Source organism: Qipengyuania sp. B-5, assembly GCF_056857815.1.
On record NZ_JBSXNU010000042.1, the window covers coordinates 1 to 23901 of the forward strand.

The window sequence follows — 23901 nt, forward strand, 5'->3', positions numbered from 1 at the left end:
TATCTGAAATACGTTCTTCGCCAGATCCAATCCGACGGTAACAACCTCTTTCTCCATGGAACGACTCCTAGACGTGGACCTACAACGACTGCACCTTGCCATATTTAGGCTGGTGCGAGAGCCGTCCACGACATCACGTCACTTGCACACGCTTCCCCCGCACGTTATAACACCCGTATGAACACGACGCTCAAGATAACCCGCATCGGCAATTCCGCAGGGATCGTCCTGCCCAAGGAAGTGCTGGCTCGCTTGCGCGTTGGGCCGGGCGATGCGCTGCATCTGACCGAAGCGCCGGACGGAATGCGCCTGACCGCGCACGATCCCGATTTCGCTGCGACCATGGACCTTGCCGAGGAAATCATGCGCGAGGATCGCAACATCCTGCGCGAACTCGCGAAATAAGTGCCCAAGCCAGTCACCGACCGCAGCGAACCCCGCTGGATCGACGAGACGGTCATCCTTGCCGTGCACGACCGCCAGCTTGGCGAGCATGGCGGGCCTGCTGGGGTGCGCGATGCCGGTGCACTGGCGAGCGCGCTGGCGCGGCCGGTCAACCAGTGGCACTATGGCACGGACGACGCGTGTGCACTGGCGGCGGCCTATGCCTTCGGCATTGCGCGCAACCATCCCTTCGTCGACGGCAACAAGCGCACGGCCTGGATCGCAGCGCGGCTGTTCTTGCGGCTCAACGGTTACAAGCTGACCTTTGCGGAGCGGGATGCGCTATTCACCGTGCTTGCCCTGGCATCGGGCGATCTTGCCGAGGATGAACTGGCCGACTGGCTGCGCCGGCATTGCACCGGCGCTTGACCAATCCGCCCTTCATCAGTAAGTGCGCGCCCATCCGGTGTAGGATTCGTCCAACAGCGGTCAGATAGAGCTGAACATTGCCGGTCATGTCCCGGGGGCCTGTCGCACATGCGATAAGGCTCTTTTCTATTGCAGCGGAATCAACTGGAAAGTGATTTCGTTTCGGGGCAGCCGTCAAAGTAACCCGGTGGCCGTGTGGGCCGATGGGTGGAGTGTTTCAGGCTCGTGCCAAAAGGCAAGTGGACGCGCTTTCGCGCGGCGTCTTGTCAAGCTTGACCCCGGATCAAGTCCGGGGTGACGGCAAGAGGGCGCGAACCCGATACTCCGCCGGTCAACCCGCTAGTCGCCGCCATCCATACGGTGAAGCGAGAAACTATGCCGACGATCAACCAGCTGGTCCGCAAGGGCCGCGTTCCGCAGAAGGCCAAGTCCAAGGTCCCTGCGATGGAGCAGAACCCGCAGAAGCGCGGTGTTTGCACCCGCGTCTATACGACGACCCCGAAGAAGCCGAACTCGGCTCTGCGTAAAGTTGCCAAGGTCCGCCTGACCAACCAGCGCGAAGTCATCTCCTACATCCCGGGCGAAGGCCACAACCTGCAGGAGCACAGCGTCGTGCTCATCCGCGGCGGCCGTGTTCGCGACCTTCCCGGCGTTCGCTACCACGTCCTTCGCGGCGTGCTCGATACGCAGGGCGTGAAGGACCGCAAGCAGTCGCGCTCGAAGTACGGCGCGAAGCGTCCGAAATAATCCACGGGACTTAGGAGATAATCAATGAGTCGTCGTCGTCGTCCCGAGAAGCGGGAAATCCTGCCTGATCCGAAATTCAACGATCAGGTCCTTTCGAAATTCATGAACAACCTGATGTATGACGGCAAGAAGGCCGTTGCAGAAGGCATCGTCTATACCGCGCTCGACACCGTCGAGAGCAAGGCCAAGGCGAACCCGGTGGAAGTGTTCCACACCGCGCTGGAAAACATCAAGCCGCAGGTCGAAGTGCGCAGCCGCCGTGTCGGTGGTGCCACCTACCAGGTGCCGGTCGAGGTGCGCCCCGAGCGTGCCCAGGCGCTGGCGATCCGCTGGCTGATCTCGGCCGCGCGTGGCCGTCCGGAAACCACCATGGCCGCACGCCTTTCGGGCGAGCTGATGGATGCCTCCAACAACCGCGGCAATGCGGTCAAGAAGCGCGAAGACACGCACCGCATGGCGGACGCGAACCGCGCCTTCTCGCACTACCGCTGGTAAGGCGTTCCGTATCGGGGCTCTCCTCCTTCGCCCGCTCGTCCTGAGCCTGTCGAAGGATCGGAGGGCCTCGAAACGGTCACATTAATCCCTACATGGGGGCGCAAGCTAGCTCACCCCCGACTTACGAGGAATTCCACATGGCCCGCGAATATCCGCTGGAGCGGTACCGCAACATCGGCATCATGGCTCACATCGATGCCGGCAAGACCACCACGACCGAGCGTATCCTCTACTACACCGGCAAATCCTACAAGATCGGCGAAGTCCACGACGGCGCCGCCACCATGGACTGGATGGAGCAGGAGCAGGAACGCGGCATCACCATCACGTCCGCCGCGACGACCACTTTCTGGGCAGCCGAGGACGGTAAAGGTCCCAAGCACCGCATCAACATCATCGACACCCCCGGCCACGTCGACTTCACCATCGAAGTCGAACGCTCGCTGCGCGTGCTCGACGGCGCGGTAGCAGTCTTCGACGGCGTTGCCGGCGTAGAACCCCAGTCCGAAACCGTCTGGCGCCAAGCCGACAAGTACGGCGTGCCTCGCATGTGCTTCATTAATAAGTTGGACCGTACCGGCGCCGACTTTTACTACTGCGTACAGTCGATCATCGACCGTCTCGGCGCGAAGCCGCTTGTGCTGTATCTCCCGATCGGCGCGGAAAGCGACCTCAAGGGCGTTGTCGATCTCGTGAACAACCGCGGTATCGTGTGGGAAGACGATGGCCTCGGCGCGACGTTCAACTATGTCGACATCCCCGCAGAGCTCGCCGATAAGGCTGCCGAATATCGCGAAATGCTGATCGAGACCGCCGTCGAACAGGACGACGACGTGATGGAACAGTATCTCGAAGGCAACGAGCCCGATGCGGCGACGCTCAAGAAGCTGATCCGCAAGGGCACCATGGCGCGGGACTTCGTCCCCGTCCTGTGCGGTTCGGCGTTCAAGAACAAGGGCGTCCAGCCCCTGCTCGACGCGGTCGTCGACTACATGCCTTCGCCGCTCGACGTTCCCGCCATCAAGGGCGTTCTGCCCGATAGCGACGAAGAGCAAACCCGTCCTTCGAGTGACGATGCGCCGTTCTCTGCGCTGGCGTTCAAGATCATGAACGACCCGTTCGTCGGCTCGCTGACCTTCACCCGCATCTATTCGGGCCAGCTCTCGAAGGGCAGCGTCCTGAACTCGGTGAAGGACAAGAAGGAAAAGATCGGCCGCATGCTGCTGATGCACTCGAACAACCGCGAGGACATCGATGAAGCATTCGCAGGCGACATCGTCGCCATCGCAGGTCTGAAGGAAACCACCACCGGCGACACGCTTTGTGCGTCGAACGCTCCGATCATTCTCGAGCGCATGGAATTCCCCGAGCCGGTTATCGAGCTTTCGGTCGAACCGAAGACCAAGGCCGACCAGGAAAAGATGGGCGTCGCGCTCAACCGCCTGGCAGCTGAAGACCCGAGCTTCCGCGTCACCACCGATCACGAATCGGGCCAGACGATCATCAAGGGCATGGGCGAGCTTCACCTCGACATCCTCGTTGATCGTATGAAGCGCGAATTCAAGGTCGAGGCGAATGTCGGCGCACCGCAGGTGGCTTATCGCGAATATCTCGGCAAGCCTGTCGACGTGGACTACACCCATAAGAAGCAGTCGGGTGGTTCGGGTCAGTTCGGTCGAGTCAAGGTCAAGGTCGAGCCGGGTGAGCGCGGTCAGGGCTTCGTCTTCCAGGACGAAATCAAGGGCGGCAACATTCCGAAGGAATACATCCCCGCGATCGAGAAGGGTTTCCGCGAACAGGCCGAAAGCGGCCATCTCGTCGGCTTCCCCATCATCGACTTCACTGTAACCCTTTACGACGGTGCCTACCACGACGTCGACTCGAGCGCGATCGCGTTCGAAATCGCCGGCCGCGGCGCCATGCGTGAAGTGGCCGAGCGTGCCGGCATCAAGCTGCTTGAGCCGATCATGAAGGTGGAAGTCGTGACCCCCGAGGATTATCTCGGCGACGTCATCGGCGACCTCAATTCACGTCGTGGCCAGATCCAGGGCACAGACAGCCGTGGTAATGCCCAGGCGGTCGAAGCCAACGTGCCGCTTGCGAACATGTTCGGTTACGTGAACGAACTGCGTTCCTTCACCCAGGGTCGTGCACAATACACGATGCAGTTCAGTCATTATGACGAAGTTCCGGCCAACGTGGCGCAGGAAGTCAAGGAGAAGCTTGCGTAAGCGAGCCGACAGGTCTAGGGGCGGCGCCTGATTCAGCGGGCGCCGTTTCCTCCCCGCAGAAATCCCAAATTTTAAGACAGAGGTTATTGTAAAATGGCGAAGGAAAAATTCGAGCGTAATAAGCCGCACGTTAACGTCGGCACCATCGGTCACGTTGACCACGGCAAGACCACGCTGACCGCGGCGATCACCAAGGTCATGGGTTCGGCCGTCGATTTCGCCAACATCGACAAGGCTCCCGAAGAGCGTGAGCGCGGCATCACCATCTCGACTGCGCACGTCGAGTACGAAACCGACAACCGCCACTATGCGCACGTCGACTGCCCGGGTCACGCCGACTACGTGAAGAACATGATCACCGGTGCGGCCCAGATGGACGGTGCCATCCTCGTCGTGAACGCTGCTGACGGCCCGATGCCGCAGACCCGCGAACACATCCTGCTCGCTCGCCAGGTCGGCGTTCCGCAGCTGGTCGTTTACCTGAACAAGGTCGACCAGGTCGATGACGAAGAAATCCTCGAACTCGTTGAACTCGAAGTCCGCGAACTCCTGAGCTCGTATGACTTCGATGGCGACAACATTCCGATCATCAAGGGTTCGGCTCTGGCTGCACTCGAAGGTCGTGACGAAGAAATCGGTGAAAACTCCATCAAGGAACTGATGGCAGCCGTCGACGAATACATCCCGACCCCGGATCGCCCAGTCGACAAGCCGTTCCTGATGCCGATCGAAGACGTGTTCTCGATCTCGGGTCGCGGTACGGTTGTCACGGGTCGCGTTGAAACCGGCGTCGTGAACGTTGGTGACGAAGTTGAAATCGTCGGCATCAAGGACACTTCGAAAACGACCGTCACCGGCGTCGAAATGTTCCGTAAGCTGCTCGACCGCGGTGAAGCCGGCGACAACATCGGTGCCCTGATCCGCGGTGTGGCACGCGAAGACGTTGAGCGTGGCCAGGTTCTGGCGAAGCCCGGTTCGGTTACGCCGCACACCGAGTTCAGCGCCGAAGTCTACGTCCTTTCGAAGGACGAAGGCGGCCGTCACACGCCGTTCTTCGCAAACTATCGTCCGCAGTTCTACTTCCGCACCACCGACGTGACTGGCGAAGTGATCCTTCCCGAAGGCACCGAAATGGTGATGCCGGGCGACAACGTGACGATCGATGTCAAGCTGATCGCACCGATCGCTATGGACGAAGGTCTGCGCTTCGCAATCCGTGAAGGCGGTCGTACCGTCGGCTCGGGCGTTGTCTCGAAGATCTCGAAGTAAGCTTCGACTGTAAATTCAGGACCCGCTCTTCCTTCGGGAGGGGCGGGTTTCTGCCATTTAGTGGAGGCGAAATGCTGCCGTCAGGCGCACTTTGTCACTCTCGATGACTGCAAGTTCGTCTTGGTGGAATTCGGGGGTTGCCAGATCGGGGTCTCCCCCGTATATGCGCGCCAACAGACGGGGATTCGTCCCTGATAAGAGAATTCATGGAAGGTCGCCCGCATCCGGGAAACCGGGCTCGCAAGCGGGGCAGACCTTTCTTTTTGTTTGCGGTCCACTTGCTGGCCCGTTTGGCTCTTTCGCATCGGTGTAGGTAATGGAAGCACAGAATATCCGCATTCGCCTCAAGGCGTTCGACCATCGCGTTCTCGACCAGGCAACTGGTGAGATCGCAGACACCGCGCGTCGCACGGGTGCCCTTATTCGTGGTCCCATTCCCATGCCGACGCGTATCGAGAAGTTCACCGTGAACCGTGGCCCGCACATCGACAAGAAGTCGCGCGAGCAGTTTGAGGTGCGCACCTACAAGCGGCTGCTCGATATCGTGCAGCCCAACGCCCAGACCGTCGACGCGCTGATGAAGCTCGACCTCGCGGCAGGCGTTAACGTCGAAATCAAGCTGGCCTGAGCCAACTGATTTCGGTCCACCTGCCGGACCTTAATCCGCAGGAAAATTCAGGGGCGCTCGATAGCCCCGCCGGATCGCAAGGTCAGGCAAGACATCGGGATACCGCCGGATTTGATCCGGGACTGCGTCCCCCGTCTGCTTCCCCATGGGAGGCAATCAGCCCGGACGGGGCACGCATCGCACAATCGGGCTGGCAAGCACCCTGGGGATGGGCCCTTGGGTGCCTCTGTTGAGGAGTTTGACGATGCGCACAGGCGTGATCGCAAAGAAAGTCGGGATGACCCGCCTCTTCCAGGAGGATGGACGGCACGTACCCGTGACCGTTCTTTCGCTGGAAGATTGCCAGGTTACCGCACATCGCACGGAAGACCGTGACGGCTATTACGGCGTCCAGGTCGGATCGGGCGAAGCGAAACAGAAGAACGTGAACAAGCCGCAGCGCGAAGCCTTTGCCAAGGCCGAGGTTCCGCTGAAGATGAAGGTTGCGGAATTCCGCGTGGATAGCGAGGAAGGTCTTCTTCCTGTCGGTGCCCGCATTTCCGCCGAACACTTCGTTGCCGGCCAGAAGGTCGACATCACCGGGCACACCCAGGGTAAGGGCTTTGCCGGCGCCATGAAGCGTTGGGGCTTCGGCGGTCTGCGCGCCACCCACGGTGTTTCGATCTCGCACCGCTCGCATGGTTCGACGGGTAACCGTCAGGACCCGGGTCGCGTGTTCAAGGGTAAGAAGATGGCTGGTCACATGGGTGACCGCCAGCGTACGCAGCAGAACCTCGAAATTGTGCGCACAGACGCCGATCGCGGCCTTCTTTTCGTCAAGGGCTCCGTCCCGGGCGCGAAGAATGGCTGGCTGATGGTTCGTGATGCCGTGAAGGTTGCGATGCCGGAAAATCTCCCGTTCCCGGGCGTGATGTACCGCAATCGCGAAGAGTTCGAGCATCAGGAAGCTGATGCCGGCCTCGTCGAAAGCGCAGCCGAGCACGAAGTCAGCACCGAAGTCTCCGCTGAACAGCAGGAAAAGCTGATGCAGCAGCAGGAATCGGGTGCGGACGCCGAAACCACCACCGACGGCGCTGCCGACGGTGAAAGCAAGGAGTCCTGATCGTGAAGGTCAAGGTCCAGAAAATCGACGGCAAGGCGTCGGGCGATATCGAGCTGAACGACGATGTGTTCGGCGTCGAGCCGCGCGCCGACATCCTGCACCGCGTTGTCACATGGCAGCTCGAGAACCGTCGCGGAACCGCACGCCCCACGCGTGAGCGTTCGGACGTTGCTCGCACGGGCAAGAAGTTCGGTCGCCAGAAGGGTTCGGGCGGCGCTCGTCACGGTGACCGCGGCGCTCCGATCTTCATCGGCGGCGGTAAGGCTCATGGTGCGCGCAAGCGTGACTTCGAGCAGTCGCTGAACAAGAAGATCCGCGCGCTCGGGCTCAAAATGGCGCTTTCGAGCAAGGCGAAGGACGGCCTCATCGTCGTTGACAGTCTTGAGCTCAAGGATGCCAAGACCAAGGCGCTCAAGGGCATGTTCGACAAGAATGGCTGGGCCGGCAAGGTCCTGGTCATCGACGGCGAAAGTGTGAATGACGGCTTTAAGAAGGCTGCCGGAAACCTGCCGGGCGTCAACGTCCTGCCGGCGATGGGTGCCAACGTCTACGACATCCTGAAGCACGACACGCTGGTCCTCACCAAGGACGCGGTCGAGAAGCTGGAGGGCCGTTTCAATGGCTAAGAAGCAGGCAATCGAAGCGCGTCACTACGACGTGATCCTCGCTCCGCACATCACCGAAAAGTCGACCATGGCTTCGGAGAACAACGCGGTCGTGTTCAAGGTCGCAGGCGATGCGACCAAGCCGCAGATCAAGGAAGCTGTCGAGGCGATCTACGCCGAGCAGAAGGCCAAGGTCGTCGCGGTGAACACGATCAACGTGAAGGGCAAGACCAAGCGCTGGAAGGGCAAGCCCTACAAGCGCAACGACGTGAAGAAGGCGATCGTCACCCTCGCTGAGGGTTCGATGATCGACATCACGGAAGGTGTAGGCTGATGGCACTCAAGAATTACAAACCGACGAGCCCCGCGCGCCGCGGCCTCATCCTCGTCGACAAGTCGGGCCTGTATAAGGGCAAGCCCGTCAAGTCGCTCACGGAAGGCAAGCGCAAGACCGGTGGCCGGAACAACAAGGGTCATGTCACCTCGCGTGGCATCGGCGGCGGTCACAAGCAGAAGTACCGCTTCATCGACTTCAAGCGTCGCAAGTGGGACGTGGAAGGTACCGTAGAACGGATCGAATACGATCCCAACCGCACCGCTTTCATCGCCCTGGTGAAGTATGAAGACGGCGAGCAGGCTTACATCATTGCTCCTCAGCGCCTCGCTGTCGGCGACAAGGTCATCGCGGCCGAAAAGACCGACACCAAGCCCGGTAACGCCATGTTGCTCGGTCAGATGCCGGTCGGCACTATTTGCCACAACGTGGAAATGAAGCCGGGCAAGGGCGGCCAGATCGCCCGTTCGGCAGGTGCCTACGTTCAGTTGGTCGGTCGTGATCGCGGCATGGTCATCGTGCGTCTCAACAGCGGTGAGCAGCGTTATCTGCGTGCTGACTGCATGGGTACCGTCGGTGCCGTATCGAACCCGGACAACCAGAACCAGAACCTGGGCAAGGCCGGTCGTCGTCGCTGGATGGGTATCAAGCCGCTGACCCGCGGTGTCGCCAAGAACCCGGTCGATCACCCGCATGGCGGTGGTGAAGGCCGGACCTCGGGCGGCCGTCATCCGGTCACTCCGTGGGGTAAGCCGACCAAGGGCGCCCGTACTCGCAAGAACAAGCAGACGGACAAGATGATCATCCGTTCGCGCCACGCGAAGAAGAAGAGGTAATCCGACATGGCTCGTTCCGTCTGGAAAGGTCCGTTCGTCGAACTCAGCCTTCTTAAGAAGGCAGAAGAGGCGCAGGACGCAAGCAGCACCAAGCCGATCAAGACCTGGTCGCGCCGCAGCACCATCCTGCCCCAGTTCGTCGGTCTCACGTTCAACGTGTACAACGGCCACAAGTTCATCCCGGTCTCCGTCTCGGAAGAGATGGTTGGTCACAAGCTCGGCGAATTCGCGCCCACGCGCACTTTCCCGGGTCACGCTGCCGACAAGAAGGGTAAGCGCTGATGAGCAAGCAGAAAGCACCCCGTCGCGTCGCCGACAACGAGGCTCTGGCCGTGGGCACCACCATCCGTGGTTCCGCGCAGAAGCTGAATCTCGTTGCCGAGCTTATTCGCGGCAAGAAGGCCGAAGAGGCCCTCAACATCCTCGCCTTCTCGAAGAAGTCGATGGCTAAGGATGCCACGAAGGTTCTCGCTTCGGCGATCGCCAACGCGGAAAACAACCACAACCTCGATGTCGACGCGCTGGTCGTTGCAGAGGCTTCGGTGGGCAAGTCGATCACTATGAAGCGCTTCCACACCCGTGGTCGCGGCAAGTCGACGCGCATCCTGAAGCCGTTCAGCCGCCTTCGTATCGTCGTCCGCGAGCAGGAGGAGGCGTAAGATGGGCCATAAGAGCAATCCGATCGGTCTGCGCCTGCAGATCAACCGCACCTGGGACAGCCGCTGGTACGCCGAAGGGCGTGATTACGCCAAGCTGCTGGCCGAGGATATCGAGATCCGCAAGTTCATCCTCGAGAACGCTGCCCAGGCTGCAATCTCGAAGGTCGTGATCGAGCGTCCGGCGAAGCTGTGCCGTATTTCGATCTATGCTGCGCGTCCCGGCGTCATCATCGGCAAGAAGGGCGCAGATATCGAAAAGCTGCGCACCAAACTGTCGCAGATGACCGAAAGCGAAGTGAAGCTGAATATCGTCGAAATCCGCAAGCCGGAAGTCGACGCCAAGCTCGTTGCCCAGGGCATCGCCGATCAGTTGATCCGCCGTGTGGCTTTCCGTCGTGCGATGAAGCGCGCCATGCAGTCGGCCATGCGCCTTGGTGCCGAAGGCATCAAGATCATGTGTGGCGGCCGTCTTGGCGGTGCGGAAATCGCCCGCGTCGAACAGTATCGCGAAGGCCGCGTGCCGCTTCATACGTTGCGCGCCAACATCGATTATGCCGAAGCCGAGGCGCTGACCGCCTATGGCATCATCGGCATCAAGGTGTGGGTCTTCAAGGGCGAGATTCTCGGCCATGACCCGACCGCGCAGGATCGTCTGATGATGGAATCGCAGACCTCCGGCGTCCGTCCGGCTCGCTGATTGCAGGTATAGGAAAGAACCATGCTGCAACCGAAGAAAACCAAGTACCGCAAGGCGTTCAAGGGCAAGATCCATGGCAACGCCAAGGGCGGCACCACGCTTAATTTCGGATCGTACGGCCTGAAGGCCCTCGAGCCGGAGCGTATCACTGCACGCCAGATCGAAGCGGCTCGCCGCGCGATCACGCGTCACATCAAGCGCCAGGGTCGTCTCTGGATCCGCGTTTTCCCCGACGTGCCGGTTTCCAAGAAGCCTGCCGAAGTCCGTCAGGGTAAGGGTAAGGGTTCGGTCGAATACTGGGCAGCTCGTGTGAAGCCGGGCCGCATCCTGTTCGAACTCGACGGCGTCGCTGGTCCGCTGGCCGCCGAAGCGTTCAGCCGCGCAGCCATGAAGCTGCCGGTCAAGACCAAGGTCGTTGCCCGCTTGGGCGACACCTCGCACCTCGGAGGCGAATAATGAGCAAGATCGAAGATCTGCGCCAGAAGAGCGATGACCAGCTGGACGAAGAACTGACCAGCCTCAAGCGCGAGCAGTTCAATCTGCGCTTTCAGGCTGCGACCAACCAGCTCGAAGCTCCGGCTCGCATCCGCGAAGTCCGTCGTTCGATCGCCAAGATCAAGACGCTGCAGGGCGAACGCGCTCGTGCAGCGGCAGCCAAGGCGTAAGGAGTAGACCATGCCCAAGCGTATCCTGATCGGGACCGTCACCTCCGACAAGACCGACAAGACCGTGACCGTGCTCGTCGAGCGCAAGGTGAAGCACCCCCTCTACGGGAAGATCATCCGTCGTTCGAAGAAGTACCACGCCCATGACGAGAAGAACGAGTACCAGCTCGGCGACGTCGTGCGTATCGAAGAAACCAAACCGATCTCGAAAACCAAGACCTGGATGGTCAAGGATCGGGTGACGGCAGGCGGAACCCAGGCTGTCGAGGCCGACCTCGAAGTCGAAGCCGCAGGCAACTGACGTTTAGGAACTGCCGGACTGGTTCCGGCAAGCCAATTGAGAAGGAACGGGATCGATGATCCAGATGCAATCCAATCTCGACGTCGCGGACAATAGCGGCGCCAAGCGCGTCCAGTGCATCAAGGTACTGGGCGGCTCGAAGCGCCGCACCGCGTCCGTCGGCGACGTGATCGTGGTTTCCGTCAAGGAAGCCCAACCGCGCACGAAGGTGAAGAAGGGCGATGTCCATCGCGCCGTCATCGTGCGTACGAGGAAGGATGTGCGCCGCCCCGATGGCAGCGTGATCCGCTTCGACAGCAATGCCGCTGTTCTCGTCAACAAGAACGAAGAACCGATCGGCACCCGTATCTTCGGCCCGGTGGTCCGCGAACTGCGTGGCCGCGGGTTCATGAAGATCATCTCGCTTGCTCCGGAGGTGCTGTAATGGCTGCCGCTAAGATCAAGAAAGGTGACAGCGTCGTCGTCCTGTCCGGCAAGGACAAGGGCAAGACCGGTACCGTCGCGAAGGTCATGCCGAAAGAAGGCAAGGTCGTCGTCGAAGGCGTCAATATCGCTGCACGTCACCGCAAGCCGACCCAGCAGAACCCGCAGGGCGGCATCGACCGTTTCGAAGCGCCGATGTCGATCAGCAAGGTTGCTGTTGCCGATCCCAAGGATGGCAAGCCCACCCGCGTCCGTTTCGAAGAAAAGGACGGCAAGAAGGTGCGCGTTGCCGTGAAGAGTGGGGAGACCATCGATGGCTGATTACACCCCCCGTATGAAGCAGCGCTTCGACGACGAGATCGTCAAGGCGATGACCGAGAAGTTCGGCTACAAGAACCGTCTCGAAGTTCCGAAGCTGGAAAAGATCACGCTCAACATGGGCGTGGGCGAAGCCAGCCAGGACAAGAAGAAGGTCCAGACCGCTGCGGAAGAAATGGCCAAGATTGCCGGTCAGAAGCCGGTCATCACCAAGGCCAAGAAGTCGATCGCGCAGTTCAAGCTGCGTGAAGGCATGCCGATCGGTGCGAAGGTGACCCTTCGCCGCGAGCGCATGTACGAGTTCCTCGACCGCCTCGTGACCATTGCAATGCCCCGCATCCGCGACTTCCGTGGCCTCAACGCCAAGTCGTTCGACGGTCGCGGCAATTACGCAATGGGACTTAAAGAGCAGATCATCTTCCCCGAAATCTCGTACGATCAGATCGAGAAGGTTCGGGGCATGGATATCATCGTAACCACCACGGCGAAGACCGATGAGGAAGCGCGCGAACTTCTGCGTCTCTTCGGTTTCCCGTTCCCGGCTGAAAAGTCGGAAGAGAAGGAGGCGGCGTGAGCCGCCCCCGGATCGCAGGATAAGGAAGGAACTTAAGTCCAATGGCGAAACTGAGTTCGATCAACAAGAACGAGCGTCGCAAGAAGCTCGTCAAGCAGTATGCGGAAAAGTACGCGAAGCTTAAGGCAATCGCAGACGACGAAAGCCTGGATGAAGGCGAACGTCTGATGGCGCGCCTCAAAATGGCCGAGCTGCCCCGCAACGCTAATCCCACCCGCGTGCGCAATCGCTGCGCCACCACCGGCCGCCCGCGCGGCTACTACCGCAAGTTCGGCCTCAACCGCATCGAACTGCGCGACCTCGGCAACAAGGGCCTGATTCCAGGCCTGACCAAGTCGAGCTGGTGAGGTACTGACAGATGGCTATGACCGATCCCCTGGGTGATATGCTCACCCGTATCCGCAACGGCCAGCAGGCGAAGAAGGACAGTGTCCTTTCGCCGGCTTCCAAGTTGCGTGCGAACGTCCTCGAAGTGCTCCAGCGCGAAGGCTACATCCGTGGCTACAGCGAAGATGCTTCGGGCAAACACCCCGCGCTGCGGATTGAACTGAAATATTTCGAGGGCGAACCTGCGATCAAGCATGTTGCCCGTGTCTCCAAGCCTGGCCGCCGCGTCTATGCGGGTTCGAAAGAACTTCCCGTTGTGCGCAACGGTCTCGGCATCACCATCGTCTCGACGCCGAAGGGTGTGCTTTCCGATGCGGAAGCCCGTACCGAAAACGTCGGCGGCGAAGTGCTGGCGGAGGTGTTCTGATGAGCCGCATCGGCAAGAAGCCGGTAGCGATCCCGAGCGGGGTCACTGCCAATATCGAAGGCGATACTCTGTCGGTTAAGGGTCCCAAGGGCACTCTTTCGATGGGTCTTTCCGAACTCGTGACCTACAAGCTCGAGAACGACGAAATCGCCGTCACTCCGGCCAACGACACGCGCGCCGCCCGTAACCACTGGGGTATGCAGCGGACGCTCGTATCGAACCTGGTCGAAGGTGTTACGGAAGGTTTCACCAAGGTGCTCGAGATTTCGGGTGTCGGCTATCGTGCTCAGGCGCAGGGCAAGAAGCTCAAGCTTCAGCTCGGTTATTCGCATGACGTCGATCTCGATGTTCCCGAAGGTATCGAAGTGAAGACGCCGGACCAGACGACCGTGGAAATCAGCGGTATCGACAAGCAGGCCGTGGGCCAGTTCGCGGCGAATGTCCGCAAATGGCGCAAGCCCGAACCATACAAGGGCAAGGGTATCAAGTATCGCGGCGAGTATATCTTCCGCAAGGAAGGGAAGAAGAAGTAAGATGGCAAAGCTTTCTCTTTTCGAACGTCGCCGTCGCCGCGTCCGCACTGCGCTTCGCAATCGTGCCGGTGGCAAGCCCCGTCTGTCGGTGCACCGCACCGGCAAGCATATCTACGCGCAGATCATCGACGATGCCGAAGGCAAGACCGTTGCTGCGGCTTCGACGCTGGGCGTGAAGGGCACTGGTGCGAATGTCGATGCGGCCAAGAAGGTCGGCACAGACATCGCTGCTGCCGCCAAGAAGGCCGGCGTGACCACCGTGGTGTTCGACCGCGGCGGCTTCCTGTTCCATGGCCGCGTCAAGGCGCTGGCCGACGCCGCCCGTGAAGGCGGGCTGGAGTTCTGATGATGGCTGACGACAAGAAAAACGAAAATGCCGAGGCGGAAAACGCCGTGGCTGAAACCCCTGAAGTAGCGAAGGCTAAGGCCGATGCCGGTGTGGCGGAAGCCGAAACCGAGCATGCCGTGACCAAGGAAGAGCCGGCAATCGCCGACACACCTTCGGAAGCAGCTGCCAGCCAGGATCCCGCACAGGGCGCCGAAGGTCAGCCGCGCGAGCGTGGTGGGCGTGGTGGCGGTCGCGGTGGCAACCGTGACGGTGGCCGTGGCCGTGGTGGTCGCGACAATCGCCGTGGTAACCGCCGCGAGGAAGAAGATGACGGCATCATCGAAAAGCTCGTCCACATCAACCGCGTCAGCAAGACGGTGAAGGGCGGTAAGCGCTTCGGTTTTGCTGCTCTCGTGGTCGTGGGTGACGGCGCGGGCCGCGTCGGCTTTGGCAAGGGCAAGGCCCGCGAAGTGCCGGAAGCGATCCAGAAAGCTTCGGCCGCTGCGCGCAAGAAGATGATCCGCGTTCCGCTGAAGGAAGGTCGGACTCTGCATCACGATGGCAACGGTCGCTTCGGTGCTGGCAAGGTTACCCTGCGTACCGCGCCTCCGGGTACCGGTATCATTGCCGGTGGTCCGATGCGTGCCGTGTTCGAAAGCCTCGGCGTTGCCGATGTGGTGACCAAGTCGGTCGGCACCTCGAATCCCTACAACATGATCCGCGCCACGTTTGACGCGCTGACCGAACAGACTTCACCGAAGTCGGTTTCTCAGCGCCGCGGCAAAAAGGTCGCAGACCTGCTTGGCCGTGGTGGCGCATCGGAGGCAGAGGCTGAAGCCGACGCCGCCGCTATCGCGGAGTAATTGAGATGGCGAAGAACAAGACCATCAAGATCAAGCAGATCGGTTCGCCGATCCGCCGCCCAGAAAGCCAGCGCAAGATCCTCATCGGTCTTGGCCTCAACAAGATGCACAAGATCGTCGAACGCCAGGACACCCCCGAGGTGCGCGGTGCGGTAGCCAAGGTCCCGCATCTGGTTGCGATCGTCGAAGACTAAACTCTTCGGCAAAGACATTTGACGGGGGCGGCCTGCTGCTTTAGCGGGCCGCTTCCATTTTACAGCGCGAACAAAAGCGAAAGCGAGTGCACACTATGAAACTGAACGACATCCGCGACAATCCCGGCGCCCGCAAGGAGCGCATCCGTGTCGGCCGAGGCATCGGTTCGGGCAAGGGCAAGACCGGCGGCCGGGGCCAGAAGGGCCAGAAGAGCCGTTCGGGCGTTGCCATCAAGGGCTTCGAAGGCGGCCAGATGCCGCTCCACATGCGTCTGCCGAAGCGCGGCTTCAACAATCCGTTTGGCAAGGATTATGCCGAAGTGAACCTGGGCATGGTCCAGAAGTTCATCGACGCGAAGAAGCTCGACGCCAAGAAAGACATCGACCATGCAGCGCTGAAGGCCGCCGGCCTCGCACGCGGCGGCAAGGATGGCGTCCGTCTACTCGGCAAGGGCGAACTCAAGACCAAGGCGAAGTTCATCGTTGCCGGTGCTTCCAAGGGTGCCATCGAGGCGGTCGAGAAGGCCGGCGGTTCGGTTGAAGTGATCGACCGCGGTGAGAGCGAAGCCGAGAAAAAGGCCAAGCGGACCGAAGCCAACAAGGCTAAGAAGTCCAAATAATTGATGGAAATCGGGGAGCAGGGTTCGACATTCGTCATCCTGCTCCCTATCTGTCCGGTCTACGCCGGGACGGGCCGGCGACAAGCTAGGATCGAAGACGACCAATGGCATCACGCGCCGATAGTTTCGCGAGCAACATAAGCCTCGCCAATTTTTCCAAGGCCACCGAGCTGAAGAATCGCATCTGGTTCACGATCGGTGCGCTCATCGTCTTCCGATTCCTGAGCTTCGTGCCGCTGCCGGGCATCAATGCCAGCGCATTGACGCAGCTTGCTGATCAGACCCGTGGCGGCGTGCTCGACATGTTCAACATGTTTACCGGCGGCAGCCTCGAACGCATGAGCCTCATCGCGCTCGGCGTCATGCCTTACATCACCGCTTCGATCGTCGTGCAGATGGCCTCGGCCCTGCATCCGACGCTCGCCGCGATGAAGAAGGAAGGCACTGTCGGTCGGCAGAAGCTCAACCAGTACACGCGCTACGGCACCGTTTTCCTTTGTACCATCCAGGGCTGGTTTCTCGCCGCAGGGCTCGAAAGCTATGGTGCATCCAGTGGTATCGCCGCCGTGGTCGATCCTGGTTACATGTTCCGCATCGGTGCGGTCATCAGTCTCGTGGGCGGAACGATGTTCCTGCTGTGGCTGGGTGAGCAGATCACCAGCCGCGGGATCGGCAACGGCGTCTCGCTCATCATCATGGCCGGCATCGTCGCCCAGTTTCCGACTTTTGTCTCGAACATGGCTTCGGGCTACAGTGAAGGCTCGATCGCCACAGGTATCCTGCTCGGCTTCATAGTGATGGTCGTAGGCCTGATCCTGCTGATCAGCTTTTTCGAGCGTGCCCAGCGCCGCTTGCTGGTCCAGTATCCCAAGCGTGCGACGCAGCGCGGCATGATGCAGGCGGATCGCTCGCACTTGCCGCTCAAGCTCAACACCGCTGGCGTGATTCCTCCGATCTTCGCCAGCTCGCTGTTGCTGCTGCCGCTTACGATCACACAGTTTGCGGGTAATTCGCTCGACACCGAAAGCACCACCGGCGGGGCGTTGCAGACGGTTCTGCAGTACCTCCAGCACGGCCAGCCGCTCTACATGACTCTCTATGCAGTCGGCATCATCTTCTTCTGCTTCTTCTACACCGCGGTTGTGTTCAACCCTGAAGAGACTGCAGAGAACCTCAAGAAGAATGGCGGCTTCGTGCCGGGCATCCGTCCTGGTAAGCGGACCGAGGAATATCTCGATTACGTCCTCACCCGCATCACCGTTATCGGCGCGATCTACCTGACATTCGTCTGCGTGGTTCCCGAATACATGATCGCCCAGACCGGCGTTCCGCTGTTCCTCGGCGGCACCAGCCTGCTGATCGTCGTGAACGTCACCGTCGATACGATCAGCCAGATCCAGTCGCACCTTCTGGCACACCAGTATGGCGATCTCATCAAAAAGGCCAAGCTGAAGGGCCGCCTGCGTTAAGGCAGGACACTTGGGGAAGGGGACCTCTCTCGATGGACATCATTCTTCTAGGCCCTCCGGGCGCAGGCAAAGGCACGCAGGCCCAGCGGCTTGTGGAGCATCATGGGATGATGCAGCTGTCGACCGGGGATATGCTTCGCGAAACGCGCAAGGCCGATACGGAGCTGGGCCGAAAGGTTGCCGACATCATGGATTCGGGTGGCCTCGTTTCAGACGATATCGTTTCAGCGATGATCGACGCCAAGCTTGAGGATATGGGCCCGGAAGTGGGCGCTATCTTCGACGGTTATCCGCGCACGGCGGCACAGGCCGAACAACTCGATGAAATTCTTGCCAAGCATGGACGCAGCCTCGACCATGTGATCGAGCTCGAAGTCGACGAGGATGCACTGGTCGAACGCATTACCGGTCGCTTTAGCTGCGCTAACTGCGGCGCGGGTTATCATGACACCTTCAAGCAACCGAAGGTGGAAGGTGTGTGCGACGAATGCGGCGCAACAGAATTCAAGCGTCGTCCCGACGATAATGAAGAAACAGTGCGCCACCGCATGTCGGTCTATCGCAACGAGACGGCGCCTATCCTTCCGGGCTACGAAAAGCGTGGCATCGTGAAGCGTATCGACGGCATGGGCGCCATCGATGAAGTGACCCACGCGATCGACTCGATTCTCGGCTGAGGCTTTCCAAAAGACCTACTCCGCAATAAGCCTATCTTGGACATAGGGGAGATGGGCATGAAGCATTTTTGGGCATTGGCAGTCATCTGTTCGCTGGGCGGGGCCGTTCCTGCGTCAGCAGAGGTTGTCGCCAAAAGTGAGCATGGCTTCGTCACGAAGGAAACGGCCTCCATTGCCGCAACGCCGCGGCAGGTCTGGCTAGCGCTCATCAAGCCGGGCACGTGGTGGAATGACGATCACAGCTGGTCGGGCGATGCGTCGAACATGACATTGGTGCCTAGCGCGGGCGGTTGCTTCTGTGAGACGATTCCTGGTGAGGGAGATATTCCTCTGGACGGAAGCGCACAACATGCCGTGGTCGTTCAGGCAGTACCGGACAGGGCGCTCCGGCTCCGGGGCGAGTTGGGGCCATTGCAGGCAGTCCCTGCTACCGGTGTTCTAACCGTAACTCTGAAACCGATCGAGGGCGGCACTCTGGTCGAATGGGAGTATAATGTCGGCGGACCCATGGGGTTCGAGATCGATACGATATCCAAAGCGGTCGACAGCGTGATGACTCAGCAACTTCACGGTCTGCGCGATCACTTGGGTGCACTCGCCATGCCTGAAGCAGCAGACTCTGCCGAGCCCGATTAGCAGTTTCGAGACGCCGATGCCCTGTTCGACCCATAGGCCAGCTTCTGGGCATTTTTGACCTGCGATAGGCATTCGTCTATATAGGTACTTGAACTCGGCACCGGGCCAACCATATCGACGGCTACGGTGATTGCGCGCGCTGACGGTTGACGCTCGGCGCGAATCCTACTAAGCGCGCCATTCATTCGACACTTGCGGTGAGTCCGGCAGGCGCCAGATATTGTGCACGCCATCCGGGCTTTTTGCGCTAGAGGCGTCCGTTAATGTCAATGAAAACAAAGCGTTGAGATGGGATCCCGCTTAAAAGGATCCTGTGGAGCATGGAGATTTAAGTGGCTCGTATTGCCGGGGTAAACATCCCCACCAACAAGCGCGTTATCATCGCGCTTACCTATATTCACGGTATCGGTCGTACCACGGCTGTCCAGATCGCCGACAAGCTTGGTATCGATCATGCCCGCCGTGTACAGGACCTGACCGATGAGGAAGTCCTGCGCATCCGCGAGACGATCGACTCCGACTACACCGTCGAGGGTGACCTTCGTCGTAACACCGCGATGAACATCAAGCGCCTCATGGATCTCAAGTCCTTCCGCGGCCTTCGCCATCGTGCCGGTTTGCCCGTTCGCGGCCAGCGCACCCACACCAACGCCCGTACCCGCAAGGGCAAGGCCAAGCCGATCGCCGGCAAGAAGAAGTAAGCTTCGGCCAGTCCGAACGCTTTTCCCTTCTTGAGAATATAGAGGAAGATACACCATGGCACGCGAACCCGGCCGCGTTAGGCGCCGCGACAAAAAGAACATTTCGAGCGGCGTTGCGCATATCAACGCCAGCTTCAACAACACGATGATCACCATCACCGATGCACAGGGCAATGCGATCAGCTGGTCCAGTGCAGGTATGATGGGCTTCAAGGGCAGCCGCAAGTCGACTCCCTATGCAGCGCAGGTCGCCGCCGACGACGCGGGCCGCAAGGCCGCCGAACACGGTGTGCGCACCCTGGAAGTCGAAGTGAAGGGCCCGGGCTCGGGCCGCGAGAGCGCACTGCGCGGTCTTGCTGCAGTGGGCTTCACCATCACTTCGATCCGCGACGTGACGCCGATCCCGCACAACGGGGTTCGTCCTTCCAAGCGTCGCCGCGTCTGATCCGTACCTGCCTGGTGGCTCGGATCCGCTGAGCCACCGACACTTTCCACGGACCGGACGCTCGATTGAGAGCTCCGGTCCTGCCCGCATCCACACCAGGGGAAATCCATGTCCGTCAACATCAAGAACTGGCAGGAACTCAAGAAACCCAACACCCTCGACATCAAGGACGGTGGCGACAAGGCGCGTAAGGCGACCTTCGTGGCCGAACCGCTCGAGCGCGGCTTCGGCCTCACGCTCGGCAATGCGCTTCGCCGCGTGCTCCTGTCCTCGCTCCAGGGCGCAGCTATCACCTCGATCAAGATCGAGAACGTGCTGCATGAATTCTCCTCGCTCGCCGGCGTGCGCGAGGACGTCACCGATATCGTCCTGAACGTGAAGCAGATCGCGCTCAAGATGGAAGGTGAAGGCATGAAACGCCTTCAGCTTTCGGCCACTGGCCCGGGCGAGGTGAAGGCAGGCGACATTGCCGTGTCGGGCGACATCGAGGTCATGAACAAGGACCTCGTGATCTGTCACCTCGACGAAGGTGCGACGCTCAACATGGAGCTGACCGCCGATACCGGCAAGGGTTACAGCCCTGCCGTGATGAATCGTCCGGTCGATGCGCCGATCGGCCTCATTCCGGTCGACAGCCTGTATTCGCCGGTTCGCCAGGTGAGCTACAAGGTCGAGAACGCCCGCGTCGGACAGGAACTCGATTACGACAAGCTCTCGCTGACCGTCGAAACCGATGGTACCGTCACCCCGGAAGACGCCGTGGCTTATGCTGCGCGCATCCTTCAGGACCAGCTGACGCTGTTCGTCCACTTCGAGGACGGCATCCCGCAGCCGACCAGCGGGATGATCGGCCAGGCTGCCGAACCGCAGGAAAGCGACACCAACCAGCTCAACCGTTACCTTCTCAAGAAGGTCGACGAACTGGAACTGTCGGTCCGTTCGGCCAACTGCCTCAAGAACGATAACATCATATACATCGGGGACCTGGTCCAGAAGACCGAGGCCGAGATGCTCCGTACGCCGAACTTCGGCCGCAAGTCTTTAAACGAGATCAAGGAAGTCCTGAGCTCGATGGGCCTGCGCCTCGGCATGGACATTCCTGGCTGGCCGCCCGAAAATATCGAGGAAATGGCCAAGAAGCTCGAACAGGAGCTGCTGGGCTAAGACCTTGCATCGGGGATTGGGCCGGACCCCTTAATCCGGCCCGTATCGGGCTACCTAGAACGGGCCCCCTACGAACGAAGGAAAGTTGAAATGCGTCACAAGATTTCCGGCCGCAAGCTGCAGCGCAAGACCGGTCACCGCAAGGCCCTGTTCCGCAACATGAGCGCTGCGCTCATCAAGCACGAACAGATCCTCACCACGCAGGCGAAGGCCAAGGAACTGCGTCCCTATATCGAAAAGCTGATCACGCTGGCAAAGCGTGGCGGTCTTTCGAACCGCCGCCTCGCGATGAGCAGGCTGGGCGATGAAACGCAGCTCAAGAAGCTGTTCGACATCCTTGCAGAGCGTTACTCGGACCGTGAAGGCGGCTACACCCGCGTCATCAAGGCCGGCTACCGCGGCAGCGACGCTGCGGCTATGGCCGTTATCGAGCTCGTCGATCGTGACGTTGACGCCAAGGGCCAGGATAGCGGCCCTGTGATGGCGGAAGAGGAAATGGAAGACGCGTAAGCGGCTCCATATCGAGACAAGCGGGGCCGGGGGAGAAATCCTCCGGCCCTTTTGTTTGCATCGATACGAACCCGTGCCATGAGTGACGGCATGATCAGGACAGCTTTAGCAGCCGCCACGCTCTTCGCCGGCGTGTCTCTCTCGGCACAGTCGACTACTCAGGAAAAGCTTGAGGAACGCCACGATCGTGCGCTCGCGGCGGGCTACAAGGCGCTGTTCCTGTGCAGCGCGATTGCCAATGCCGAGCGTAACGGCGCGACCCGCACACCGGAAAGTATAGAGCGGTGGGAATTATCGGGCATTCAGGAGCCTCTGGACGGATTGATCGCGGCGCTGCCCTACGAGATCCAGCGAGATGCCGACGGGGAAATTGCAACGGTCTCGGTGGAATGGGCCGAGCAGTCTCTCCCCCGCATGGCGGTCCACGATTCCATGAGGGGTTGTTCGCAGCTTCCTGTAAATGGCGTCCGGCTGCCCTTTGCGACCAAAAGACCCGCCTCTGAATTCGAACGGGTTTCACTGGTGACACCGGAACCGAAGATCGCCCCAGTATTCGGTCGGGCATTCGAAGAAGCCTATGGCGAGGGGACACGAACCACGGCGGTCTTGGCAATGCGTAACGGTGACGTGATCGGCGAAGAATATGCTTCCGATTTCGGCCCCGCGGTTCCGCAGCGTACCTGGTCGGTGGCCAAGAGCATCGCGGCTACACTGGTGGGCGCGACCGTTCAGGCTGGCGAAACGGATGTCGAAAAATCTGCAGGAATCGGTCTATTTCCCAGCGACCGGCGCACGCTGATTACCATCGATGATCTCCTGCGAATGGCCTCGGGCCGCTATTCGGATACTGCAGGCAATCGAACCGATCCGCTCTATTTCGGCGGGGCGACCGTAGAAGAAACGGCTTTGCATTGGCCGCTGCTGCACCAACCGGGCTCAGTCTATCGATATGCCAACAATGACACACTGGCTGCCGTCAAGGCGATCGAGGGTTATTTGGAAAGGCAAAGCCCTGCGGAGCTTTTTGCCAGGATCGGAATGGACCACACCGTGGCCGAAACCGACTGGCAGGGCGACTATGTACTCTCGAGCCAAGTCTGGTCCACCGCGCGCGATCTTGCGAAGCTGGGTCAGCTGTATCTGGACGACGGCGTCCTTCCTGGGGGTGAGCGTATACTTCCCGGGAATTGGGTCGATTACGTTTCGTCGCCAACCGGTCCGCAGCCAGACGGTCCCTTCGGCTACGGCGCGGGGTTCTGGCTGCTGAACAACTCCGAAGGCGTTCCACCCGACACTTTCGCCGCGATGGGTAATCGCGGACAGTTCATAGTAATCGTGCCGAGTATGAACATCGTCATCGTTCGCCGAGGCGAAGATCCAGTCGGTTCGCGCTTCGACATCGCTTCGTTTACGCGCGATGTACTTGATTCTCTAAGAAATTAGGCATTCATAAAACTTTCCTGTAATCTGAACAAAAGCTGCAATCGCGATTCAGCGTCATCTCACAGCGAATCATCTAAAACCTCATTCAACCGAGGCAATCCCGCCCCGGTAGAGATGAGGAGAACCTCACGTGACCAACTATTTCAAAAATTTCGCGAAGGGTGGGATCGCAACCGCTACCGTTGGTGCCATGGCACTTGCCGGGGCTACTCCCGTGCAAGCCCAGGGCTACGACGATGACGATGGAATTTCCGTCGGCGACGTGATCGCCGGCGCAGTAATCATCGGCGGCATTGCAGCTATTGCCAGCGCTGCCAGCAAGGATCGCGATTATTATCGCGACGGACGCTATTTCCGTGATGGACGCTACTACAACAGCGGCCGAGATTATCGCCGGGACGCCTATCGCTATCGTGGCAATCCGCGTGCTGCGGTAAACCAGTGTGTCGCTGCCGCAAAGCGCGACGCGAGTCGGTACGGGGGCTATCGCTATGCGCAGGTGACCGAAATCCGCGATGTGGACGACACCCGTTACGGCTGGAAGGTCAAGGGGCGCATCGTAGTCGATGGCAGCTACCGTGGCGGTCGTTACGATCGTTATGGTTATCGTGATCGCAACAATCGGTATCAGCGCTGGAGCAACCGCGATAGCGGGAAGTTCACCTGCTACATCGAGCGTGGCCGGGTAAGCCATGTCGATTACAGCGGCATTCGCGGACTTCGCTAAGACATCTTAAAATCAACTTCGGCCCGGGCTTCATTGTCCGGGCCATTTTTGTGGTTCAGCCTCGCTAAAGCCTTGCGCGCGCATGAACCGGATATCGTTATGCGAATCGCACCAGGTGGGGGTGCATTCAACAGGGATTG

The 23901-nt window shown here is 60.1% G+C and carries 36 protein-coding genes; all 36 read left to right on the forward strand.

What is annotated here, in order from left to right; all coding sequences use genetic code 11:
- Positions 1-177: 177 nt before the first annotated feature.
- The 36 genes from AC13CE_RS06895 (at position 178) to AC13CE_RS07070 (ending at position 23761) form a co-directional block, all read left to right on the forward strand.
- Positions 178-405, forward strand: coding sequence for an AbrB/MazE/SpoVT family DNA-binding domain-containing protein (locus tag AC13CE_RS06895; RefSeq protein ID WP_221539113.1), 228 nt, complete (start codon positions 178-180; stop codon positions 403-405).
- Complete coding sequence (locus tag AC13CE_RS06900) at positions 406-813, forward strand: type II toxin-antitoxin system death-on-curing family toxin (protein WP_473822777.1); 408 nt, start codon at positions 406-408, stop codon at positions 811-813.
- A gap of 375 nt (positions 814-1188) precedes the next feature.
- On the forward strand, positions 1189-1560 hold the full coding sequence (rpsL, locus tag AC13CE_RS06905; RefSeq protein WP_006831873.1) for a 30S ribosomal protein S12: 372 nt from the start codon (positions 1189-1191) through the stop codon (positions 1558-1560).
- 24 nt (positions 1561-1584) lie between these two features.
- Positions 1585-2055: a 30S ribosomal protein S7 gene (gene rpsG / locus AC13CE_RS06910; RefSeq protein ID WP_482971979.1), complete on the forward strand. Its 471-nt coding sequence runs from the start codon at positions 1585-1587 to the stop codon at positions 2053-2055.
- Between the two features lie 137 nt (positions 2056-2192).
- Positions 2193-4286 (forward strand): elongation factor G, encoded by a 2094-nt coding sequence (gene fusA, locus AC13CE_RS06915; protein ID WP_482971980.1) that lies wholly within the window; start codon positions 2193-2195, stop codon positions 4284-4286.
- 93 nt (positions 4287-4379) lie between these two features.
- Positions 4380-5555 carry an elongation factor Tu gene (tuf, locus tag AC13CE_RS06920; protein ID WP_221539107.1) on the forward strand — a complete coding sequence of 392 codons (1176 nt, stop codon included), beginning with the start codon at positions 4380-4382 and terminating at the stop codon, positions 5553-5555.
- 316 nt (positions 5556-5871) lie between these two features.
- The gene (gene rpsJ / locus AC13CE_RS06925; RefSeq protein WP_006831877.1) at positions 5872-6183 is read left to right on the forward strand and encodes a 30S ribosomal protein S10; all 312 of its coding nucleotides are present in this window, start codon (positions 5872-5874) and stop codon (positions 6181-6183) included.
- A gap of 244 nt (positions 6184-6427) precedes the next feature.
- Positions 6428-7285, forward strand: a complete 858-nt coding sequence (gene rplC / locus AC13CE_RS06930) for a 50S ribosomal protein L3 (RefSeq protein WP_482971981.1) — start codon at positions 6428-6430, stop codon at positions 7283-7285.
- Positions 7286-7287: 2 nt separating this feature from the next.
- Positions 7288-7911, forward strand: coding sequence for a 50S ribosomal protein L4 (gene rplD / locus AC13CE_RS06935; RefSeq protein WP_221539103.1), 624 nt, complete (start codon positions 7288-7290; stop codon positions 7909-7911).
- On the forward strand, positions 7904-8224 hold the full coding sequence (locus tag AC13CE_RS06940; RefSeq protein ID WP_221539101.1) for a 50S ribosomal protein L23: 321 nt from the start codon (positions 7904-7906) through the stop codon (positions 8222-8224). The genes rplD and AC13CE_RS06940 overlap by 8 nt, the downstream gene beginning before the upstream one ends.
- Entirely contained in the window at positions 8224-9060 is an 837-nt protein-coding gene (gene rplB / locus AC13CE_RS06945; protein ID WP_221539099.1) for a 50S ribosomal protein L2, read from the forward strand. Before AC13CE_RS06940 ends, rplB begins: the two co-directional genes overlap by 1 nt.
- Before the next feature lie 6 nt (positions 9061-9066).
- Complete coding sequence (gene rpsS, locus AC13CE_RS06950) at positions 9067-9342, forward strand: 30S ribosomal protein S19 (RefSeq protein WP_221539097.1); 276 nt, start codon at positions 9067-9069, stop codon at positions 9340-9342.
- Positions 9342-9719: a 50S ribosomal protein L22 gene (gene rplV / locus AC13CE_RS06955; RefSeq protein ID WP_160728630.1), complete on the forward strand. Its 378-nt coding sequence runs from the start codon at positions 9342-9344 to the stop codon at positions 9717-9719. Before rpsS ends, rplV begins: the two co-directional genes overlap by 1 nt.
- A 1-nt stretch (position 9720) precedes the next feature.
- Positions 9721-10416, forward strand: a complete 696-nt coding sequence (gene rpsC / locus AC13CE_RS06960; RefSeq protein WP_482971982.1) for a 30S ribosomal protein S3 — start codon at positions 9721-9723, stop codon at positions 10414-10416.
- Between the two features lie 21 nt (positions 10417-10437).
- Positions 10438-10872, forward strand: a complete 435-nt coding sequence (rplP, locus tag AC13CE_RS06965; protein ID WP_040963569.1) for a 50S ribosomal protein L16 — start codon at positions 10438-10440, stop codon at positions 10870-10872.
- On the forward strand, positions 10872-11081 hold the full coding sequence (gene rpmC, locus AC13CE_RS06970; RefSeq protein ID WP_221539092.1) for a 50S ribosomal protein L29: 210 nt from the start codon (positions 10872-10874) through the stop codon (positions 11079-11081). The genes rplP and rpmC overlap by 1 nt, the downstream gene beginning before the upstream one ends.
- Positions 11082-11091: 10 nt before the next feature.
- Entirely contained in the window at positions 11092-11382 is a 291-nt protein-coding gene (gene rpsQ, locus AC13CE_RS06975; RefSeq protein WP_090478788.1) for a 30S ribosomal protein S17, read from the forward strand.
- A gap of 55 nt (positions 11383-11437) precedes the next feature.
- Positions 11438-11806: a 50S ribosomal protein L14 gene (gene rplN / locus AC13CE_RS06980; protein ID WP_138615862.1), complete on the forward strand. Its 369-nt coding sequence runs from the start codon at positions 11438-11440 to the stop codon at positions 11804-11806.
- On the forward strand, positions 11806-12126 hold the full coding sequence (gene rplX, locus AC13CE_RS06985) for a 50S ribosomal protein L24 (RefSeq protein WP_221539090.1): 321 nt from the start codon (positions 11806-11808) through the stop codon (positions 12124-12126). The genes rplN and rplX overlap by 1 nt, the downstream gene beginning before the upstream one ends.
- The gene (gene rplE, locus AC13CE_RS06990; protein WP_221539088.1) at positions 12119-12697 is read left to right on the forward strand and encodes a 50S ribosomal protein L5; all 579 of its coding nucleotides are present in this window, start codon (positions 12119-12121) and stop codon (positions 12695-12697) included. The genes rplX and rplE overlap by 8 nt, the downstream gene beginning before the upstream one ends.
- Before the next feature lie 41 nt (positions 12698-12738).
- On the forward strand, positions 12739-13044 hold the full coding sequence (gene rpsN / locus AC13CE_RS06995) for a 30S ribosomal protein S14 (RefSeq protein ID WP_160728624.1): 306 nt from the start codon (positions 12739-12741) through the stop codon (positions 13042-13044).
- 11 nt (positions 13045-13055) lie between these two features.
- Positions 13056-13451, forward strand: coding sequence for a 30S ribosomal protein S8 (rpsH, locus tag AC13CE_RS07000; RefSeq protein WP_160728623.1), 396 nt, complete (start codon positions 13056-13058; stop codon positions 13449-13451).
- Complete coding sequence (gene rplF / locus AC13CE_RS07005; protein ID WP_221539086.1) at positions 13451-13984, forward strand: 50S ribosomal protein L6; 534 nt, start codon at positions 13451-13453, stop codon at positions 13982-13984. Before rpsH ends, rplF begins: the two co-directional genes overlap by 1 nt.
- A 1-nt stretch (position 13985) precedes the next feature.
- Complete coding sequence (gene rplR, locus AC13CE_RS07010) at positions 13986-14330, forward strand: 50S ribosomal protein L18 (RefSeq protein WP_482971983.1); 345 nt, start codon at positions 13986-13988, stop codon at positions 14328-14330.
- Positions 14330-15175, forward strand: coding sequence for a 30S ribosomal protein S5 (gene rpsE, locus AC13CE_RS07015; RefSeq protein ID WP_482971984.1), 846 nt, complete (start codon positions 14330-14332; stop codon positions 15173-15175). Before rplR ends, rpsE begins: the two co-directional genes overlap by 1 nt.
- Positions 15176-15180: 5 nt before the next feature.
- Positions 15181-15369 (forward strand): 50S ribosomal protein L30, encoded by a 189-nt coding sequence (gene rpmD / locus AC13CE_RS07020; RefSeq protein ID WP_482971985.1) that lies wholly within the window; start codon positions 15181-15183, stop codon positions 15367-15369.
- 95 nt (positions 15370-15464) lie between these two features.
- A complete protein-coding gene (rplO, locus tag AC13CE_RS07025) occupies positions 15465-15989 on the forward strand; it encodes a 50S ribosomal protein L15 (protein ID WP_482971986.1) in 525 nt (174 codons plus the stop codon).
- A gap of 104 nt (positions 15990-16093) precedes the next feature.
- Complete coding sequence (secY, locus tag AC13CE_RS07030) at positions 16094-17458, forward strand: preprotein translocase subunit SecY (RefSeq protein WP_221539078.1); 1365 nt, start codon at positions 16094-16096, stop codon at positions 17456-17458.
- Positions 17459-17490: 32 nt separating this feature from the next.
- On the forward strand, positions 17491-18135 hold the full coding sequence (locus tag AC13CE_RS07035) for an adenylate kinase (RefSeq protein ID WP_221539071.1): 645 nt from the start codon (positions 17491-17493) through the stop codon (positions 18133-18135).
- A 57-nt stretch (positions 18136-18192) separates the two neighbouring features.
- Entirely contained in the window at positions 18193-18771 is a 579-nt protein-coding gene (locus AC13CE_RS07040) for an SRPBCC family protein (RefSeq protein ID WP_482971987.1), read from the forward strand.
- Positions 18772-19103: 332 nt separating this feature from the next.
- Positions 19104-19472: a 30S ribosomal protein S13 gene (rpsM, locus tag AC13CE_RS07045; RefSeq protein WP_473822098.1), complete on the forward strand. Its 369-nt coding sequence runs from the start codon at positions 19104-19106 to the stop codon at positions 19470-19472.
- Between the two features lie 55 nt (positions 19473-19527).
- Positions 19528-19917 carry a 30S ribosomal protein S11 gene (gene rpsK / locus AC13CE_RS07050; protein WP_006831904.1) on the forward strand — a complete coding sequence of 130 codons (390 nt, stop codon included), beginning with the start codon at positions 19528-19530 and terminating at the stop codon, positions 19915-19917.
- Between the two features lie 108 nt (positions 19918-20025).
- Positions 20026-21081 carry a DNA-directed RNA polymerase subunit alpha gene (locus tag AC13CE_RS07055; protein ID WP_221539065.1) on the forward strand — a complete coding sequence of 352 codons (1056 nt, stop codon included), beginning with the start codon at positions 20026-20028 and terminating at the stop codon, positions 21079-21081.
- 90 nt (positions 21082-21171) lie between these two features.
- On the forward strand, positions 21172-21591 hold the full coding sequence (rplQ, locus tag AC13CE_RS07060) for a 50S ribosomal protein L17 (RefSeq protein WP_482971988.1): 420 nt from the start codon (positions 21172-21174) through the stop codon (positions 21589-21591).
- A gap of 90 nt (positions 21592-21681) precedes the next feature.
- Positions 21682-23034: a serine hydrolase domain-containing protein gene (locus tag AC13CE_RS07065; RefSeq protein WP_482971989.1), complete on the forward strand. Its 1353-nt coding sequence runs from the start codon at positions 21682-21684 to the stop codon at positions 23032-23034.
- 130 nt (positions 23035-23164) lie between these two features.
- Complete coding sequence (locus AC13CE_RS07070; protein WP_482971990.1) at positions 23165-23761, forward strand: hypothetical protein; 597 nt, start codon at positions 23165-23167, stop codon at positions 23759-23761.
- The last annotated feature ends 140 nt before the right edge of the window (positions 23762-23901 follow it).